General features: G+C 66.9%; 17 protein-coding genes and 2 tRNA genes. 10 read left to right on the top strand and 9 right to left on the bottom strand.

Going from position 1 to position 18246, the window contains the following annotated elements:
• Window positions 1–18 precede the first annotated feature (18 nt).
• The 6 genes from AC3WOS_RS14470 to AC3WOS_RS14445 form a co-directional block, all read right to left on the bottom strand.
• Window positions 19–210, bottom strand: a complete 192-nt coding sequence (locus AC3WOS_RS14470) for a hypothetical protein (protein WP_492716717.1) — start codon at window positions 208–210, stop codon at window positions 19–21.
• A gap of 73 nt (window positions 211–283) precedes the next feature.
• The gene (xerD, locus tag AC3WOS_RS14465) at window positions 284–1186 is read right to left on the bottom strand and encodes a site-specific tyrosine recombinase XerD (RefSeq protein ID WP_492716716.1); all 903 of its coding nucleotides are present in this window, start codon (window positions 1184–1186) and stop codon (window positions 284–286) included.
• The gene (locus tag AC3WOS_RS14460; protein WP_492716715.1) at window positions 1162–1686 is read right to left on the bottom strand and encodes a methylated-DNA--[protein]-cysteine S-methyltransferase; all 525 of its coding nucleotides are present in this window, start codon (window positions 1684–1686) and stop codon (window positions 1162–1164) included. The genes xerD and AC3WOS_RS14460 overlap by 25 nt, the downstream gene beginning before the upstream one ends.
• 368 nt (window positions 1687–2054) lie before the next feature.
• Window positions 2055–3335 carry a TRAP transporter large permease gene (locus AC3WOS_RS14455; RefSeq protein WP_492716714.1) on the bottom strand — a complete coding sequence of 427 codons (1281 nt, stop codon included), beginning with the start codon at window positions 3333–3335 and terminating at the stop codon, window positions 2055–2057.
• A complete protein-coding gene (locus AC3WOS_RS14450; RefSeq protein ID WP_492716713.1) occupies window positions 3332–3898 on the bottom strand; it encodes a TRAP transporter small permease in 567 nt (188 codons plus the stop codon). Before AC3WOS_RS14450 ends, AC3WOS_RS14455 begins: the two co-directional genes overlap by 4 nt.
• 2 nt (window positions 3899–3900) lie before the next feature.
• Window positions 3901–4887, bottom strand: coding sequence for a TRAP transporter substrate-binding protein (locus AC3WOS_RS14445; protein ID WP_492716712.1), 987 nt, complete (start codon window positions 4885–4887; stop codon window positions 3901–3903).
• A gap of 135 nt (window positions 4888–5022) precedes the next feature.
• Between AC3WOS_RS14445 and AC3WOS_RS14440 the strand changes: the two genes are divergently transcribed.
• Together AC3WOS_RS14440 and AC3WOS_RS14435 are read left to right on the top strand one after the other, a co-directional pair.
• Entirely contained in the window at window positions 5023–7035 is a 2013-nt protein-coding gene (locus AC3WOS_RS14440; protein WP_492716711.1) for a sensor histidine kinase, read from the top strand.
• Window positions 7036–7038: 3 nt separating this feature from the next.
• Entirely contained in the window at window positions 7039–7626 is a 588-nt protein-coding gene (locus AC3WOS_RS14435) for a response regulator transcription factor (RefSeq protein WP_492716710.1), read from the top strand.
• 127 nt (window positions 7627–7753) lie between these two features.
• On the opposite strand, the gene queG is transcribed toward AC3WOS_RS14435, so the two are convergent.
• Window positions 7754–8854: a tRNA epoxyqueuosine(34) reductase QueG gene (gene queG / locus AC3WOS_RS14430; protein ID WP_492716709.1), complete on the bottom strand. Its 1101-nt coding sequence runs from the start codon at window positions 8852–8854 to the stop codon at window positions 7754–7756.
• A gap of 66 nt (window positions 8855–8920) precedes the next feature.
• Between queG and tsaE the strand changes: the two genes are divergently transcribed.
• Genes tsaE through AC3WOS_RS14415 form a run of 3 tightly spaced genes read left to right on the top strand, consistent with a single transcriptional unit; the run spans window position 8921 to window position 11792 of the window.
• The gene (gene tsaE, locus AC3WOS_RS14425; RefSeq protein WP_492716708.1) at window positions 8921–9406 is read left to right on the top strand and encodes a tRNA (adenosine(37)-N6)-threonylcarbamoyltransferase complex ATPase subunit type 1 TsaE; all 486 of its coding nucleotides are present in this window, start codon (window positions 8921–8923) and stop codon (window positions 9404–9406) included.
• 20 nt (window positions 9407–9426) lie between these two features.
• Entirely contained in the window at window positions 9427–10920 is a 1494-nt protein-coding gene (locus tag AC3WOS_RS14420; protein ID WP_492716707.1) for an N-acetylmuramoyl-L-alanine amidase, read from the top strand.
• A gap of 29 nt (window positions 10921–10949) precedes the next feature.
• Window positions 10950–11792, top strand: coding sequence for a D-hexose-6-phosphate mutarotase (locus AC3WOS_RS14415; protein WP_492716706.1), 843 nt, complete (start codon window positions 10950–10952; stop codon window positions 11790–11792).
• 75 nt (window positions 11793–11867) lie between these two features.
• On the opposite strand, the gene AC3WOS_RS14410 is transcribed toward AC3WOS_RS14415, so the two are convergent.
• Both AC3WOS_RS14410 and AC3WOS_RS14405 read right to left on the bottom strand, forming a co-directional pair.
• Entirely contained in the window at window positions 11868–12935 is a 1068-nt protein-coding gene (locus tag AC3WOS_RS14410) for a carbonic anhydrase (protein ID WP_492716705.1), read from the bottom strand.
• Window positions 12936–13074: 139 nt separating this feature from the next.
• Window positions 13075–13719 carry a VTT domain-containing protein gene (locus AC3WOS_RS14405; protein WP_492716704.1) on the bottom strand — a complete coding sequence of 215 codons (645 nt, stop codon included), beginning with the start codon at window positions 13717–13719 and terminating at the stop codon, window positions 13075–13077.
• Between the two features lie 164 nt (window positions 13720–13883).
• Between AC3WOS_RS14405 and AC3WOS_RS14400 the strand changes: the two genes are divergently transcribed.
• The 5 genes from AC3WOS_RS14400 (at window position 13884) to AC3WOS_RS14380 (ending at window position 18240) form a co-directional block, all read left to right on the top strand.
• Window positions 13884–14828: a peptidylprolyl isomerase gene (locus AC3WOS_RS14400; protein WP_492716703.1), complete on the top strand. Its 945-nt coding sequence runs from the start codon at window positions 13884–13886 to the stop codon at window positions 14826–14828.
• A gap of 169 nt (window positions 14829–14997) precedes the next feature.
• A complete protein-coding gene (gene mutL / locus AC3WOS_RS14395) occupies window positions 14998–16938 on the top strand; it encodes a DNA mismatch repair endonuclease MutL (protein ID WP_492716702.1) in 1941 nt (646 codons plus the stop codon).
• Between the two features lie 24 nt (window positions 16939–16962).
• Entirely contained in the window at window positions 16963–17919 is a 957-nt protein-coding gene (miaA, locus tag AC3WOS_RS14390; protein WP_492716701.1) for a tRNA (adenosine(37)-N6)-dimethylallyltransferase MiaA, read from the top strand.
• Window positions 17920–18034: 115 nt separating this feature from the next.
• Window positions 18035–18111, top strand: a tRNA-Met gene (locus AC3WOS_RS14385).
• Window positions 18112–18163: 52 nt separating this feature from the next.
• A tRNA-Met gene (locus AC3WOS_RS14380) sits at window positions 18164–18240 on the top strand.
• Window positions 18241–18246: the final 6 nt, after the last annotated feature.

The following is an 18246-nucleotide window of genomic DNA, read 5'->3' as shown; positions in this document are numbered from 1 at the left end:
CGTTGCGCCGCCCCTGGCTTATTCGGCGGCGCCGCCGTCCACCGGCGCGCTGTCGTCGGCGCTGTCGTCGGCGTCCTCTTCCGCGCCGTCGTCCTGGGCCGCGCCCGGATTGTTCTTGGCCTCAGCCTTGCGCCTGGCTTTTTCCTCGGCTTTCTTTTTCTTTTCTAACTCGCGTTGCCGCTTTTCGTATTGGAAATTTGTCTTTGCCATTTGCATCCTCTGGTTTCACGATATTGAACTAACTCAGGCACATTATGACGCAGATACGGGCGGCGCAAGTTTTTCAGCCCCGCGGATGATGTTCCGCATGTAAACGCTTGAGCCGCTCGCGCGCCACGTGGGTGTAGATCTGGGTGGTGGAAATGTCGGCATGGCCCAGCAAAAGTTGCACTACACGCAAGTCGGCGCCATGGTTGAGCAAATGGGTGGCGAACGCGTGGCGCAGCGTGTGCGGCGACAGCGGCGTCGTGATGCCGGCCCGCCGGGCGTGCTTCTTGATCAGCACCCAGAACATCTGGCGCGTCATGGGGCCGCCGCGGGCCGTCACGAACAGGGCGTCGTCCACCTGGCCGTCCAGGATCACGCCGCGCGCCTCCTGCAGGTAGCGCTCTATCCACAGCCGGGCCTGGGCCCCGAACGGCACCAGCCGCGTCTTGGCGCCCTTGCCCGTGATGCGCAGCACGCCGTCGTTCAGGCTCAGTTCCAGCAGCTTGAGGGCCACCAGTTCCGATACCCGCAAGCCGCTGGCATACATCAGCTCGAGCATGGTGCGCTCGCGCAGGCCCAGCGGGGTGGCCACGTCCGGCGCCCCCAGCAGCGCCTCCACCTGGGCTTCGCTCAGGGTGTGGACAAAACGGGTGGGCTGCCTGGCCGAGGCCAGCTGGGCGCACGGGTCGGCGCTGACCTGGCCGTTGCGCAGGGCATGCTGGTAAAAACGCTTGAGCACGGACAGGCGCCGGTTCGACGAGCTGGGCTTGGTGTCGTCATGGCGGGCCGCGAAATAGGCGGCGATGTCGTGCCCCTGCACCGCGTGCAGGCCGGCCAGCGCCGGGCGCTGCACGGTCAGCCAGCGGACGAACAGGCGCAGGTCGCGGCGGTAGGCTTCCAGCGTGTTCTTGGACAGGCCGTCCTCCAGCCACAGGCTGTCGCAGAAGGCGTCGATCAGAGCAGGGTTGTCTGGCGCCATGCGTATTCGCTCGCTCCCTCGTGTGCCAGCAGCCAGCGCTTGATGTCCAGGTGGTAGCCGTGCTGGTCGTCGGAGTTGGAAAAGCCGCCCAGGCCGTTGGCGGCCGTCACCCGGTGGCAGGGGATCACCAGCGGGAACCAGTTGGCGCCGCAAGCCTGGCCCACGGCGCGCGGCGCCGAGCCGATGTGGCGCGCCACTTCGCCATAGGTGCGCACGCTGCCGCGCGGAATCTGGGCAATGGTGTCCCACACCTTGTGCTGGAAGGCGCTGCCCACCCGCGCCAGCGGCAGGTCGAACACGAAGTCCGGGTCCTGGCAATAGCGCAGCACCTGGCCGGCCGCCAGTTCGGCCACCTTGTCCTGGGGCGCCTTCTGGTCGAAATGGGGCGCCAGGTAGAACAGTTCCGTCACCAGCGCACCGGCCGTGCGGATGCCGAACTTGCCAAATGGCAAGTCGAGGATGGCGGAGAAGAGCTCGCTGCCCTGTTGTTTTTTCGTCACTTGCCTTGTCCTTGTGTGCTTTGATTGTCGCGCCGGCACGACTCCGGTATCCGCCATTGTAAAACCCCGGACCAAAAAAAAGCGCACCCGAAGGTGCGCTCGAATCCTGCTTCACGTTCCCGGCCGTTTGGTTCCCGCCGTAGCGCGCTTGTGGCCGCTTGCAGCAGTGATACCAACAGCATTCTGTAAAACGTGTGTCTCCTCAATATATGGCCGGCTCTGGTTCGCCGTTGTTATACCCACTCCCCACAACTAATCCTGCGTATTCGGTGCCATCCGGAGCAGTTATATGTCCGACAGCGACGCCATCATAACGTATCTGAATGGCTTTTTCCCATTTTTTTTGTCGCAAGAAAAAGACATTTAGTTTATGAATAAATTAAGTTCGGGAGCCACAGGGTGATCTGCGGCACGTAGGTAATCAGCACCAGGAAAGCGAGCATGGTGAGCAGCCACGGCAGCACCGCCACCGTCAGTTCCGAGATGCCCATCTTGGTGATGCCGGAGGCCACGTACAGGTTCAGGCCCACGGGCGGATGGCACATGCCCACTTCCATGTTGACCACGATCAGGATGCCGAAGTGCACGGGATCTATGCCCAGCTTCATCGCCACGGGGAACAAAATGGGCGCCATGATCAGCACGATGGACGACGGTTCCATGATGTTGCCGGCCAATAGCAGCAGCACATTGACCACCAGCAGGAAGCTGACCATGCCCAGGCCCTGGTCCGTGATCCAGCCGGCCATCGCCTGCGGGATGTTTTCGCTTGTCATGAGGAACGAGAACAGCACGGCGTTGGTGATGATGTAGAGCAGCATGGCCGACATCGAGGCCGAATCGAGCAGCACCTTGCCCACCTGCTTGAGCTTGAGGTCCTTGTACACGAACACGGCGATGACGAAGGCATACACGGCCGCCACGGCGGCCGCTTCCGTGGGCGTGAACTTGCCGCTGTAGATGCCGCCCATCACGATCACGATCAGCAGCAAGCCCCAGGCGCTCTTGCGGAAGGCCGCCAGGCGCGCGGCCCACGTGGCGCGCGGCAGGCGCGGGTAGTTGTGCTTGCGGGCCAGGAACCAGGTGGTCAGGCCCAGCAGCGTGGCCAGCAGCAGGCCCGGCACCACGCCGGCCGTAAACAGCTTGCCGACGGAGGTGTTGGTGGTGACGGAATACATCACCATCACGATCGACGGCGGGATCAGGATGCCCAGCGCGCCCGAGGTGGTGATGACGCCGGCGCCGAACTTCTTCGGATAACCCTGCTTGACCATGGCCGGCAGGATGATGGAGCCGATCGCCACCACCGTGGCCGGGCTGGAGCCGGAGACGGCCGCGAACAGCGCGCACGCCATCACCCCGGCCAGCGCCAGGCCGCCGTGGAAGTGGCCCACCATGGAGCTGGCGAAGTTGATCATGCGCCGCGCCACCCCGCCGTGGGTGAGGAAGTTACCGGCCAGGATGAAGAACGGAATCGACATCACCTCGAAGTTGTCGATGCCCGAGAACAGCTTCTGGGCCACGATCTCGGCCGGCACCGTGGTCATGGTGAACAGGAAGGTCAGTACCGTCAGGCCCAGCGAGATCGAGATCGGCATCCCGGTCAGCATCAGCACGATCAGCAGGACGAAGATGATGGCGGCGTTCATGGCTGGTCTCCGGCGGCCGGGGCCAGCTCGTCCAGGCCTTCCACGTGGGCCACGTCATGCTTGGGCAGCTGGCCGGTGCGCACGAAGTGCAGCGCCACCTGCAGGAAGCGGAAGCACATCAGGCCCGACGCCAGCGGCACGCCCAGGTAGACGATCCACATCGGCACTTCCATGTCGGGCGAAGTCTGGGTGGTGAGCGACATCTTGTAGACGTAGTTGGCGCCCAGGGCGCAGATCACGCCCGTAAACAGGGCGCCGGCCAGCAGGCCGATCACCACGAAGCGGCGGTACCAGGCCGGGTTCATGCGGTTGATGGCCACGTCCACGCCCACGTGGATGCCGGTGCGCACGCCGTAGGCGGCGCCGAACTTGGCCATCCACACGAACATATAGATGCACAGTTCCTGGGCCCAGCTGGTGTTAATCTGGATCAGGGTGTCCTGCAGCCACGGGATGGGCAGGCCGGACAGGTAGCGGTGGATCACCGCCAGGAAGATGATGACGGTCGCGGCGGCCATCAGCGACGCGATCAGCCACTCTTCGAGCTTGTCGAGATATTTCATCCTTATTTGGCCGCTTCCTTGTTGATGGCCGAGATCAGGTCCTTGCCGATGCGCCCTTCCATCTCCTTCTGCACCGGCAGCAGCACGCGGCGCCACTCGGCCTGCTCCTTCACGCTCAGGGTGTAGATGGTGGTCTTGCCGGTCTTCTTGATGGCGTCCAGCGCCATGTCGTTGTCGCGCTGGGCGATCGCCTTCTCGAACGTGGTGGCGTCCTTCATGGCCTTGTCGAGCGCGGCGCGGATGTCGGCCGGCAGGCCGTCCCAGAACTTCTTGTTGACGATCACGGCGTAGCCCAGGTAGCCGTGGTTGGACACGGTCACGTACTTCTGCACCTCATGCATCTTCTGGGTGTACATATTGGACGGCGGATTCTCGGTGCCGTCCACCACGCCCGTCTGCAAGGCCTGGTACACCTCGGAGAAGGCCAGCACCTGCGGGTTGGCGCCCAGCGACCGCATCTGCGCGTCGAGCACCTTGGACGACTGGATGCGCATCTTGAGGCCCTTGAAGTCGGCCGGCATGTGCAGCGGCTTGTTGGCCGACATGACCTTGAAGCCGTTGTCCCAGTACGCCAGGCCGGTGATGCCCTTGGTCTCGAGCTTTTTGAGCAGGCCCTTGCCGATCTCGCCCTCGGTCACGTTGTACAGCGCGGTCTTGCTGGGGAAGATGTAAGGCAGGTCGAACGCCTCGAATTCCTTCACCCCCAGCGGACCGAACTTGGCCAGCGACGGCGCCAGCATCTGCACGGCGCCCAGCTGCAGCGCCTCCAGTTCTTCCTTGTCCTTGTACAGCTGGCTGTTCGGATAGACCTCGACCTTGACGCGGCCGTTGGTGGCCTTCTCGGCCAGCTGCTTGAAGCGCTCGGCGGCCTGGCCCTTGGGCGTGTCGGTCGCCACCACGTGGCTGAATTTGATGACGATGGGGGCTTCTGCGTAGGCGTTCATGCACAGGGCAGCGCACAGGGCGGCCAGGGGGGCTTTCAATTTCATGCGATCTCCGGGATGTAGGTGTACCAAAATACACTATTATGATGTTTGAATCCGATTCTCGACAGTCGTATTCGGCCATGCAACTGTGGATAACCACAATGGCAGCGCCAGCCCAACTGGATAACCTTGCCGGCAATGAGCCCTACTTCCACCTCCGCGCGCCGTCCGCAGTTCAGCAATACGCTGCGCTGGCTGCTGCCGGTGGTGCTGGTGCTGCTGTTCCTGACCATCCTGATCTGGCTGCCGTGGCAGGCGCGCGAGATGGAAAACAACGAGCGCCAGGAACAGCTGATCGCCGACACGCTGTGGGTGGAGCAGACCATCCGCTTCCAGCTCGGGCGCGACGAGGAGAGCCTGCGCGGCCTGGGCGCCGACATCGACGCCGGCCACCTGACGGGCGACCAGCTGCGCGAACGCATGGCGCGCCTGCTCAAGAACGGCCACGAACTGCTGCGGGTGCAGTGGCTCGATCCCCAAGGCCGGCTGCTGGCCGGCAGCGACGACGGCGCGCCCCTGTCGGCCACCTCGCGCACGGCGGCCGACATCGCCCGCCGCACCCACAACGCCCTGTACGCCCAGCCCGAGGCCCGGAACCCGGACCCGCGCGCGCCGCCGTCGGCCGTGCTGATGGACTACCACGTGCCGCTGTACCGGGGCGGCGCCTACCTGGGCAGCCTGGTGGCGACCTACCAGGCCAGCGCCCTGCTGGAGGAAATGGTGCCGTGGTGGTTTGCCCAGGAAAACCAGATCACCCTCACCGACGGCGACGACCGGGTGCTGGCGCGGCGCGCCGCCGCCGGCCCCGGCCACGGCGTCTACACCCACAAGCGGGCGCTGGACCTGCCGGGCGTGAACATCACGCTGGTGACCGACAGCGTCAAGAGCGCACCGCGCCTGCTGCCCAACCTGCTGGTGGGCTCGGTCATCGTGCTGTCGCTGGGATTGTTATGGAGTCTGCTGGCCCTGTGGGGCCACATCTCGCGCCGGCTGGCGGCCGAGGGCGCGCTGCGCCAGCAGATGTCGTTCCGCACGGCGATGGAGAACTCGCTCGTGACCGGCCTGCGCGCGCGCGACCTGGAAGGACGGGTCACCTACGTCAACCCGGCGTTCTGCCAGATGGTGGGCTATCCGCCCGAGGAACTGATCGGCAAGGCGCCACCCATGCCGTACTGGGCGCCGGAAGCGATGGCCGAATACCAGCACCGCTTCGCCGCCGTACTGGCCGGCACCATCACGCCCCAGTTCGAGACCATCTTCCAGCGCGCCGACGGCACCCGGGTGCCGGTGCTGATCTTCGAGGCGCCGCTGGTGGACAAGGACGGGCGCCAGACGGGCTGGATGGGCTCCATCCTCGACATCTCCGACCGCAAGCGCATCGAGGAGCTGAACCGGCAGCAGCAGGAAAAGCTGCAGACCAGCGCCCGCCTGGCCACCATGGGCGAAATCGCCTCCATGCTGGCCCATGAGCTGAACCAGCCGCTGGCGGCCATCTCCAGCTACACCACGGGCGCGCTCAACGTGCTGGCGCGGGCCGAGGCGAGCGGCGCGCCGGTCGACTGCGGCACCCTCAAGCCGGCGCTGGAACAGGCCTCGTCGCAGGCGCAGCGGGCCGGCCAGATCATCCGCAGCGTGCACGCCTTCGTCAAGAAGCGCGAGCCGCAGCGCGAGCAAGTGGCCCTGCCCGCGCTGCTCGACGGCATCCGCGCCCTGATCGAACTGCAGGCGCGCCGCTTCTACGTCGCCATCCACACCGACATCCCGGCCGGCTTGCCGCCGCTGCGCATCGACCGCATGATGATCGAGCAGGTGCTGCTGAACCTGACCCGCAACGCCATCGAAGCGATGGCCCACATCCCGCCGCAGCGGCGCGTGCTGACCATCCGCGCCGCCTACGACGCACCCAGCGGCCAGGTGGGGGTGGCCGTGATCGACCAGGGCCACGGCATCCCGCAGGACGTGGCCGAACGCCTGTTCTCGCCCTTCTTTTCCACCAAGGCCGAGGGCATGGGCATGGGCCTGAACATCTGCCGCACGGCCATCGAGTTTCACGGCGGCGCGCTGACCCACCGCGCCAACCCGGAAGGCGGTACCATCTTCACATTCACCTTGCCGGCCGCGCCGGTGGCCACCCACACAGGAGACACCTGAACCATGCTGCACATAGTCGACGATGAAGTGGTGGTGCGCGACGCGCTGTCCTGGCTGGCCAGTTCGCGCGCGATCGCGGCGCGCGCCTACGACAGCGCGCACGCCTTCCTGGCCGAGCTCGAGCGGGGCCAGTTCGATCCGGACGGCGACTGCGTGCTGCTCGACGTGCGCATGCCGGACCTGAACGGGGTGGCCGTGTTCGACCAGCTGGCCGCCAGGGGGCTGACGCAGCGCCTGCCCGTGATCTTCCTGACCGGCCACGGCGACGTGCCGATGGCGGTCGACACGCTCAAGCGCGGCGCCTTCGATTTCTTCGAGAAGCCGTTCAACGACAACGCGCTGATGGACCGGGTGCAGCAAGGGCTGGCCGGGTCGCGCCAGGCCGGCGCGCGGGCGGCCGTGCAGGCGCGCCTGGCCACGCTGTCGGCGCGCGAGCGCGAAGTGCTGGACCTGATCCTGGCCGGCAAGATGAACAAGGTGGTGGCCGACCAGCTGGGCATCAGCATGCGCACGGTGGAAGTGCACCGCGCCCACATCTTCGACAAGATGCAGGTCAAGACGGCGGTCGAGCTGGCGGGGCTGCTGAAGTAAGGGAACCGGGACCTGCGGGAAAACCGGCGAGAACCGGAGTCAGTTCCGGCAAACGGACACAAGCTCGTCTGTATAGCTGGAATAGCTCGGCTCGTGTCGGATTGCCGGAACTGCCCCTGCTGTTACGCTAGCTGTCCCCGTCCCCGTGGCGCGCCAGCGCCCACGCCACGTGTTCGCGCACCAGTTCCGACGGATGGTCGCGCCGCGCCTGCAACGCGGCCACGATGAGCGCGTCGCCGCGCGCGCCGGCCGCCGCCGCGTTGCCCAGGCCGACGGCGATATTGCGCAGCCAGCGCTCGTGGCCGAGGCGGCGGATCGGGCTGCCCTCCATGCGCCGGTTGAATTCCTCCTCGCTCCATGCGAACAGTTCCACCATCTGCGCCGCGCCCAGTCCATTGCGCTCGTCGAAGTCGGGCAGCGTGGCGCGCTGGGCGAACTTGTTCCAGGGGCAGACGGTCTGGCAGTCGTCGCAGCCGTAGATGCGGTTGCCGATCAGGGGCCGCATTTCCTCGGGAATGGCGCTTTTCAGTTCGATGGTCAGGTAGGCGATGCAGCGCCGCGCATCGAGCTTGCCGGGACCGACGATGGCCTGGGTGGGACAGACGTCGATGCACGCGCTGCACTGGCCGCAGTGGGCGCCGGTGGGCGCATCCATCGGCAGCGGCAGGTCGACCAGGATCTCGCCCATGAAGAAGGTGGAACCGGCCGTGCGGCTGATGAGCAGCGTGTGCTTGCCGCGCCAGCCCAGCCCCGCCTTCTCGGCCAGCGGCAACTCCATCACGGGCGCCGAATCGGTGAACACGCGGTAGCCGAATTCGCCCGTCTCGGCGCGGATGCGGTCGGCCAGCTGCTGCAGGCGGGCCCGCAGCACCTTGTGATAATCGCGTCCGCGCGCATAGAGCGAGACGACGGCCGCGCCGGGATCGGCCAGGCGCGCCGTTTCCCGTTCGCGCCAGCCGTCGGGCATATCCGGCGGCAGGTAGTCCATGCGGGCCGTGACCACCCGCACCGTGCCCGGCACCAGCTCGGCGGGACGGGCCCGTTTCATGCCGTGGCTGGCCATGTAGTCCATGTCGCCATGCATGCCGGCGTCCAGCCAGGCCTGCAGGCCCGCCTCGGACGCGGACAGGTCGATATCGGTAATGCGCACGTCGGCGAAGCCGAGTTCACGGCCCCATTGCTTGATGCGCAAGGCAAGTTCGGCTAAATTGGTTTCGGACAGGGACATCGGCTCAGGCGGGCGGTTACAATGATGGCAAGCGGGCCAGGCGGCCCGAAACGGATATTCTAATTGATGCAGCATTTTAAAGCCCACCTCCACGACGAAGCCGGCACCTGCGCCTTGGGTGCCTCGCTGGCGCGCGCCCTCGCGCCCGGCCTGGCGATCTACCTGCACGGCGACCTGGGCGCCGGCAAGACGGCCCTCACGCGCGCCCTGCTGCACGCGGCCGGCTACGAAGGCACCGTCAAAAGCCCCACCTACACGCTGTCCGAACCGTACCGCGTGCAGCTGGACGGGCGCGCCGTCAACGTGATCCATTTCGACCTGTACCGCATGGGCAGCCCGGAGGAATTCCTGGACGCGGGCTTCCGCGAAGATTTCAACGGCGACAATATCTGCATCGTCGAATGGCCGGAAAAGGCCGACCGCGTGTTGCCGCCGCCCGACCTGAACCTGTTCCTGTCCGTCGCCGGCGACGGCCGTGATGTAGAATTACAGGCAAACACCGCCTTGGGTAACTCATGCCTCGAACGCCTCCATTTCGCGCCCAACCTGTGAGCGGTACTGCTCCCCGGGTCATGCGGCGCACCGTCCTGAAAGCCGGCGGCACGCTGCTGCTGTCGGTGCTGGCGCCCCTGCCCGCGTACGCCGCGCAGATCCTGGCGGTGCGGGTATGGCCGGCCGACGACTACACGCGCGTGACGCTGGAGAACGACGCCAGCCTGAAGGCCACCCATTTCATCGTCAAGGACCCGGAACGGCTGGTGGTCGACATCGAAGGCCTGGAACTCAATCCCACCCTGAAAAGCCTGGTGGCCAAGATCCAGTCCAACGATCCCTACATCAAGCAGGTGCGGGTGGGCCAGAACCGGCCCAACGTGGTGCGGCTGGTGTTCGACCTGAAAGAGGAAGTGACGCCGCAGGTGTTCACGCTGGCCCCGGTGGGCAATTACAAGCACCGTCTGATCTTCGACCTGTATCCCGTCAAGGCGGTCGATCCGATCGCCGCCATGATCGAAAAGGGCAACTGGTCGGACGACGCGGCCAAGGCGCCCGAGACGGCCGCCAGGACCGACGCGGCGCGCGACGCCAACGCCGCTCCCGGTACGCCGGGTGCGCCGGGTGCGCCTGGCACGCCGACCCTGCCGGGCGCGAACGGGACGGCCACCGGACCGGACCTGGCGCAGCTTTCCAGGGCCGACGCCAGGACGGACAGCAAGGCAGACGCCAAGGCGGACAGCAAGGCGGAGAACAAGACCGACACCAGGCAGGATGGCCGCGCCGACACCAGGGCCGCCATCAAGCCCGAAGACCGCTTCGAGGCCCGCAGCGAGGCCAAGGCCGGCCCGGCACAGAAGATGGTGCGCATGCTGACCATCGCGCTCGACCCCGGCCACGGCGGTGAAGACCCCGGCGCCTCGGGCAGCAACGGCAGCCACGAAAAGGACATCGTGCTGGCCATCGCCAAGCGCCTCAAGTCGCGCATCGAAGAGCATCCCAACATGCGCGTCATGCTGACCCGCGACGGCGACTACTTCGTGCCGCTGGGCACGCGGGTGGAAAAGGCGCGCAAGGTGCAGGCCGACCTGTTCGTCTCCATCCACGCCGACGCCTTCGTCGAGCCGACCGCGCGCGGCTCGTCCGTGTTCGTGCTGTCGGAAAAAGGCGCCAGCTCGAGTGCCGCGCGCTGGCTGGCCAACAAGGAAAACCTGGCCGACACCATCGGCGGCGTCAACGTCAAGAGCCACGACAAGCAGCTGGCCAGCGTGCTGTTCGACCTGTCGACCACGGCCCAGATCAACGACAGCCTCAAGCTGGGCAAGGCCGTGCTGGGCGAGATCGGCGGCATCAACCGCCTGCACCGGGGCGCCGTCGAGCAGGCCGGCTTTGCCGTGCTCAAGGCGCCGGACATCCCGTCCATCCTGGTCGAGACGGCCTTCATCTCCAATCCGGAGGAAGAGGCCAAGCTGCTCGACAACGCCTACCAGGACCAGCTGGCCGACGCCATCGTCAAGGGCATACGGCGCTACTTCGCCAAGAATCCGCCGCTGGCCAAGAACCGCCTGACCTGATCCCCCGCTCACACCGAAGGAACGATGCAATGACAGTGGTAACGATGGTGGCGTACGGCCAATTGCCGGCCGTGCGCGTGACGGCGCCGGACGGCGCGCAGGCAACGGTGGCGCTGTTCGGCGCCCACCTGCTATCCTGGCGCACGGCCGACGGCAAGGAACACCTGTTCTGCAGCGCCAGGTCGGCGCTCGACGGCAGCAAGGCCATACGGGGCGGCGTGCCTGTCATCTTCCCCCAGTTTAACGCGCGCGGCGACGGCCCGCGCCACGGCTTTGCCCGCACCAGCACCTGGCGCCTGGCCGGCAGCGGCAGCGAAGACGGCCGCGCCTGGGCCGAACTCGTGCTGGCGCCGTCCGACCTGGCCGCGCCGGTGGCGCAAGCCTGGCCCCATGCGTTCGAGCTGCGCCTGCGCTTCACGCTGGGCGGGCCCGCGCTCGACATGGACTGCACGGTGCGCAACCCGGGCGCGCACGCCTTCCCGTTCGGCGTGGCCCTGCACACCTATTTCGACGTGGGCCGGCTGGACGCTGCCGGCATCGAAGGCTTGCAGCACTGCCGCTACACCGACCATCAGCTGGCCACGCTGGAACAGCCAGAGCCGGTGTTGCGCTTCACGGAAAAGACGGACCGCCTGTACCAGGCCCCGCCCGCCCTCACGCTGCGCACGGCCGATGGCGCGCTGCGCCTGGAGCAGCAGGGATACAGCGAATGGGTGGTGTGGAATCCCGGCGCGGCCGACGCGGCGGCGCTGGCCGACATGGCCGACGATGAATACCTGCGCTTTGTCTGCATCGAGCCGGCCCGGGTCGACCAGCAGCAGCTGGCGCCGGGTGCCCAGTGGCTGGGCCGGCACCGCATCAGCTGCGCCTGACCGGCCTCGCCGCTGCGCCTGCGCGGTCACGCCGGCCGCCGGCGCGCAAAGTGCTCGCCCCGGCGGGCGGCGACGCTAGTTCGATTCCTTGACGATGCGGCCCGACGAAGGCTGCACGGGACGCGCGTTGAGCGGATAGAGGCGGCTGAACAACGCCATCTGCGCCGGCGAGGCCTGCACCGGCTCCTTCATCACCAGCCACAGCACGCCTTCGCTGCACGGCGGCGTGGTCAGGGAACCCATGAAGGTGTAATAGTCGCGCCGGGCCGGGATCAGGTCCATCGGATCGAGCACGATGGACGGCGCCATCGTTTCAAGTTTCTCCAGCGGCAGGTTGTTCCACACGGTCTGGATGGTCGGCTGCGGCTTGCCCCGTTCCAGCAGCAGCGCCAGCACGGCCAGGTGGCCCTCCGCATCCTTGTGCACCAGGTGCACCACCATCTCGTAGCCCTTGCCGTTGATGCGCTCCTCCGACGGCCGGTGGAAATGGAACTGGATCAGCTCATACATGCGGTTGGCCACCGTGATGAAATTGCCGCCGCTGACCATCACCTGCACCGTGTGGCCGTTGTCGGTCACGTTGAACGAGGATGGCTTGTAGTCGAACGTGATCTGCTCCAGGTCCACCTTCATGCCGTCGCGGATATCGATCGGCGACTGGCGGTTGCCGGTGCCGCACTTGGCCCATTCCGGATTGATGCGGCCCCAGTTGGCCGGGCCGTTCTCACCCTCGTACGACCAGTGGTTGCTGTAGACCTTGGGCGTGGCCGCCACCACCGCCGCTGCCGCCGCGGCGGCCTTCTTGGCCTTGGCCTGCTGGGCTACGCGGGCGGCCTGGTTGGCGCGCATGATGGCCAGCCGGGCCGCGATCTTGGCCGACAGGTCGGCCTCGGCCTGCTCTTCGCGCGCGCGCTCGGACATGGCGCTGGCGCGCACGGGCGCGCCCGACGTTACCGCCGCCGATGCCGGCGCACTGGCCGAAGCCGTCCCCGCCCCGGCGCTGGCGGCGCCCGGCGCATGGGGACGGATCGATTCTATGGGTTTGGGGACGGCATTCTTGGCCGACGGCGTGATGCCCGGATCGGCGGCGCTGGCTGTCGCGACGACGATACTGCAAGCTATCAGGGCGATCAGTGTACGCATGGGTGTCCAGGAAAGAGAGAATTACATTCCTGTTTACGGATGCACTACGGCAAAACTTGAGACGTGCCGGCCATGCACGAGAGAATTATTTGCGATGCAACACGCCGCGGCGGGGCCGCGGCGCGTCCGGCGTATCACACTAGCGCCCCAGCATGCGGCGCGACAGCTTCCACATGCCACCCAGCGCCATCGGCACCACGGCCACGCCCACGCCGAACAGCACGATCTCGGTCAGGTGCTCGCGCACGATGGTGATGTTGCCGAAGAAGTAGCCGGCCGTCGTCAGCAGCAGCACCCACAGCGTGGCGCCGGTGATGTTGTAGAGCTGGAAGCGGGCGTGCGTCATGTCCGACACGCCGGCCACGAACGGCGCGAAAGTGCGCACCACGGGCACGAAGCGGGCCAGCACGATGGTCTTGCCGCCGTGTTTTTCGAAGAACTCGTGGGTACGGTGCAGGGCCTGCTTGTTGAGCCAGCGGTAGTCATGGGTGAACACGCGCTGGCCGATGGCCTCGCCGATCCAGTAATTGAGCGTGTTGCCCGTCACGGCCGCCGTCACCAGCAGCAGCATCAGCAACCCCAGGTTCATCTCGCCCACCGCGCACAGGGCGCCGGCGATGAACAGCAAGGTGTCGCCCGGGAAGAAGAACAGCACCACCAACCCTGTTTCACAAAAGATGATCGCAAACAGCACGGCGTACACCAGGGTGCCGTATTGCTGTATCAGCAGTTCCAGCGTCTTGTCGACATGCAGCAGCATGCCGAAAAATTGCATCAAATCCATATTCATCCCATAAAGGTTGCGCCGGAATCATACACCACCGGCCGCCGTCCTGCCGCTATCGGCAGCGGAAATTTGCGTTTCCAAAATGTCCATCTTTCCGTTTACAATCGGCGCAGCGCGCGCTACCCGCGGCGCCCATTACGCCACTACCGAGGAGAGCCTGGATGCACACCCTATCCCCCCTGACGGTCCGCCGCGCCACCGCGCTGGCGCTGGCCCTGGCCGCCGTGCCCGCGCTGGCGGCCAACGCCGCGGCCGGCCTGGCCGTCAAGCCCACCGTCGCCGACATCGTCAAGGCTTCCAGCCCGGCCGACTGGCGCCCGCTGGACCCGGACAACACGCTGTACATGGAGCTGCCTGGCGGGCGCGTGGTGATCGAACTGGCGCCCGACTTCGCGCCGCTGAACGTGGCCAACATCAAGCTGCTGGCGCGCGAACATTATTACGACGGCCTGGCCGTGGTGCGCTCGCAGGACAACTACGTGGCCCAGTGGGGCGACCCGGACGAGGCCCACCCCAAGCCGCTCAAGACGGCCAGGGAAAAGGTGCCCGGTGAATTCACCGTACCGCTCAAGAACGACCGCCACTTCACCGCCCTGCCCGACCGCGACGGCTACGCGCCGCAGGTGGGCCACTCGAACGGCTTCCCGGCCGGGCGCGATCCCAAGGCCGGCAGCACCTGGCTGGCGCACTGCTACGGCATGGTGGGCGTGGGGCGCGACGTCGACAACGACAGCGGCAACGGCACCTCGCTGTACGCCGTGACGGGGCACGCGCCGCGCCACCTGGACCGCAACATCACCGTCGTCGGGCGCGTGGTGTCGGGCATGGCGCTGCTGTCGGCGCTGCCGCGCGGGCACGAGGCCATGGGCTTCTACGGCGCCGGCGAAGCCCATCCGCCCATCAGCACCGTGCGGCTGGCGGCCGACGTGCCGCAGGCCGAGCGCAGCCATCTGGAAGTGATGCGCACCGACAGCGCCGCCTTCCAGGCCGCCGTCGAAGCCCAGCGCAACCGGGGCGGCCCGTGGAACAAGTACGCGGCCGGCTACGTCGAACTGTGCAACGCCCCCATCCCCGTGCGCGAACAGCCGAAAAAACAAGGTTACTAAGCAACGCGAAAAAGGGGACGAAAATGGGGTACGTCCCCATTTTCCAGGCGCCCAAAAAATGGGGACGTACCCCTTTTTTCGAAAATGGGGTACGTCCCCATTTCTCTCCCCATTTCTCCCGGCGGCCGGCCCATGTCCGGGGCTGCCCGGCAGCCGGTATAATCGCGCCATGAACGCGCCCGATCCTACCCAACGCCCCCACCGCCCCATCCTGGCCCTGCCGGACAAGCTGATTTCCCAGATCGCCGCCGGCGAGGTGGTGGAACGGCCGTCCGCCGTCGTCAAGGAATTGCTGGAGAACGCGCTCGACTCGGGCGCCACCCAGATCACGGTGCGGCTGGAGGAAGGCGGTGTGAAACGCATCGCCATCACCGACAACGGCCGCGGCATCCCGCCCGAGCAGTTGCCGCTGGCCCTGGCGCGCCACGCCACCTCCAAGATCGCTACGCTCGACGACCTGGAAAACGTGGGTACGCTGGGCTTTCGCGGCGAGGCGCTCGCTTCGATCGCTTCGGTGGCGGCCATCACCGTCACCACCCGCACCGCCGACGCGCCCCATGCGTGGGAAATCGCGGGCTCCCACCTGGGCGCCGTGTCGCCCTCGTCCGGCGCCCACGGCACCACGGTCGACGTCAAGGACCTGTACTACAACACGCCGGCGCGGCGCAAGTTCCTCAAGTCCGAGCAGACCGAATTCGGCCACTGCGCCGAGGTGGTGCGCCGCATCGCGCTGGCGCGGCCGGACGTGTCGTTCTCGCTCAGCCACAACGGCCGCACCATCGACCACTGGAACGTGACGGAGATGGCCAAGCGCAGCGCCCACATCCTGGGCGACGGCTTCGCCGAGGCGCGCCTGCCGATCGACGAGGCGGCCGGCCCGCTGCGCCTGCACGGCTACGCCGGCCTGCCCACGGCCTCCAAGGCGCGCGCCGACGGCCAGTTCTTCTACGTGAACGGGCGCTTCGTGCGCGACAAGCTGCTGGTGCACGCCGTCAAGGCGGCCTATGCCGACGTGCTGCACGGCGACCGCTTCCCGTCCTACGTGCTGGCCCTGGAGATCGATCCGGCGCTGGTGGACGTGAACGTGCACCCGTCCAAGATCGAAGTGCGCTTCCGCGACAGCCGCGCCGTGCACCAGTTCGTGTTCCATGCCGTGCAGCGGGCGCTGGCCCAGACCTCGGCCACGGCCCACGGCAGCGTGCCCTCGCCGCTGCCGGCCGCCGAATCGCTGAACGCCGGCAGCAGCTGGCGCAGCGAGGCGCAGCAAGCCTCGTTCGGCCCCCTGCTGGCGCCCGATTACACGCCCACCTTCTCGCCGTCGCCGTTCGGGCCGTCGCGCCAGGCCGGCGCTGGCGTGGCCCAGAGCACGGAGCGCTACGGCGCCCTGTTCGGCGGCGCACGGGCGGCGCTGGATCAAGGCGCCTCGACCTCCATGGCCGCGATGGGCGCGTCGGGCGCCATGGCCGCCGCGGCCGCGCCTTACGTGGCCACGCCGGCCGCCATGGCGCAGGAAGAATTCCCGCTCGGCTTCGCGCTGGCCCAGCTGCACGGCATCTACATCCTGGCCCAGAACAGCAAGGGCCTGGTGCTGGTGGACATGCACGCGGCGCACGAACGCATCCTGTACGAGCAGCTCAAGAACGCGCTCGACGACCAGGTGGCGGGCCAGCAGATGCAGGTGCAGCCGCTGCTGATCCCCGTCACCTTCTACGCCGAGGAGGTGGAAGTGGGCACGGCCCAGGAACACCAGGAAACGCTGCAGGCGCTGGGCTTCGACATCGCCGCCCTGTCACCCACCACGCTGGCCGTGCGCTCGGTGCCGGTGCTGCTCAAGAACGCGGACGCCCAGACGCTGGCGCGCGACGTGCTGCGCGACGTGCGCGAATTCGGCGGCTCGCGGGTGCTGATCGAGCGCCGCAACGAGCTGCTGGGCACCCTGGCCTGCCACACAGCCGTGCGCGCCAACCGTATCCTGTCGCCCCAGGAAATGAACGCCCTGCTGCGCCAGATGGAGAGCACGGAACGGGCCGACCAGTGCAACCACGGCCGCCCCACCTGGGTGCAGGTGGAAATCGGCGCGCTCGACAAGCTGTTCCTGCGCGGCCAGTAAGCAGACCATCAAATTCAAGCCATCATGACTCATCAAGCACAACGCCCGCTGGCGGTCGCCATCATGGGACCGACGGCGTCCGGCAAGACGGCCGCCGCGCTGGCCATCGGCGCGCGCATCGACGCCGAAATCATCTCCGTCGATTCGGCCCTGGTCTACCGCGGCATGGACATCGGCACCGCCAAGCCCACCCGCGAAGAACTGGCCGCCGTGCCGCACCACCTGATCGACATCATCGACCCGCTGGACGCCTATTCCGTGGCCCAGTTCCGGACCGACACGCTGCGCCTGGTGGACGACATCGCCGCGCGCGGCAAGCTGCCGCTGCTGGTGGGCGGCACCATGCTGTACTTCAAGGGCCTGGCCGACGGCCTGGACGACCTGCCCGGCGCCGACCCGGCCCTGCGCGCCGAGCTGGAACACGAGGCGGCCCGCCACGGCTGGCCCGCCATGCACGCGCGCCTGCAGGCGCTGGACCCGCTAACGGCCGCCCGGCTGGCGCCCAACGACGCCCAGCGCATCCAGCGCGCGCTGGAAATCTGCACCCTGGCCGGCCGCCCCATGTCCGAACTGCTGGCCCAGCGCGAGAAGACGGAGCTGCCGTTCGAGCTGCTGTCGTTCGCGCTGGAACCGTCCGAGCGCGCCGTACTGCATCAGCGCATCGCGCGCCGTTTCGACCTGATGCTGGCCGAGGGCGAGCACGGCAACCTGCTCACGGAAGTGGCGCTGCTGCGCCGCCGCGGCGACCTGCACCCCGGCCTGCCCTCCATGCGCTGCGTGGGCTACCGCCAGGCGTGGGAATACCTGGACGGCTATATCGACTTCGCCACGTTGCGCGAGACGGGCATCATCGCCACCCGCCAGCTGGCCAAGCGCCAGCTGACCTGGCTGCGCGCCATGCCGCAGCGGGTGGTGCTCGACTGCCTGGGCCCGGACCCGGCCGCCGCCATGCTGGCCCAGATCGAAGCCCGCTGCCGCTGAGCGCAGCGCATAGCAATGTGATAACTCGCGCGCCCCGCGCGGAACAAAAACACGGAAAATGTTCGGGCCAGTCTTGACAGCCCGGCGTCCAACCTAGATAATGCTGGGCGTTGTCGGTGATATAGCTCAGTTGGTTAGAGCACAGCATTCATAATGCTGGGGTCGGTGGTTCAAGTCCACCTATCACCACCAAGATTTCTTAAAGAATGGTCTGATCCACATCCGATCAGGCCATTTTTGTTTCGGTGATATAGCTCAGTTGGTTAGAGCACAGCATTCATAATGCTGGGGTCGGTGGTTCAAGTCCACCTATCACCACCAGGATTC

The sequence above is a fragment of the Rugamonas sp. FW305-51 genome (genome assembly GCF_058786935.1).
Note: the sequence above shows the minus strand (reverse complement) of the source record. Positions and strands in the feature narration are given on the sequence as shown.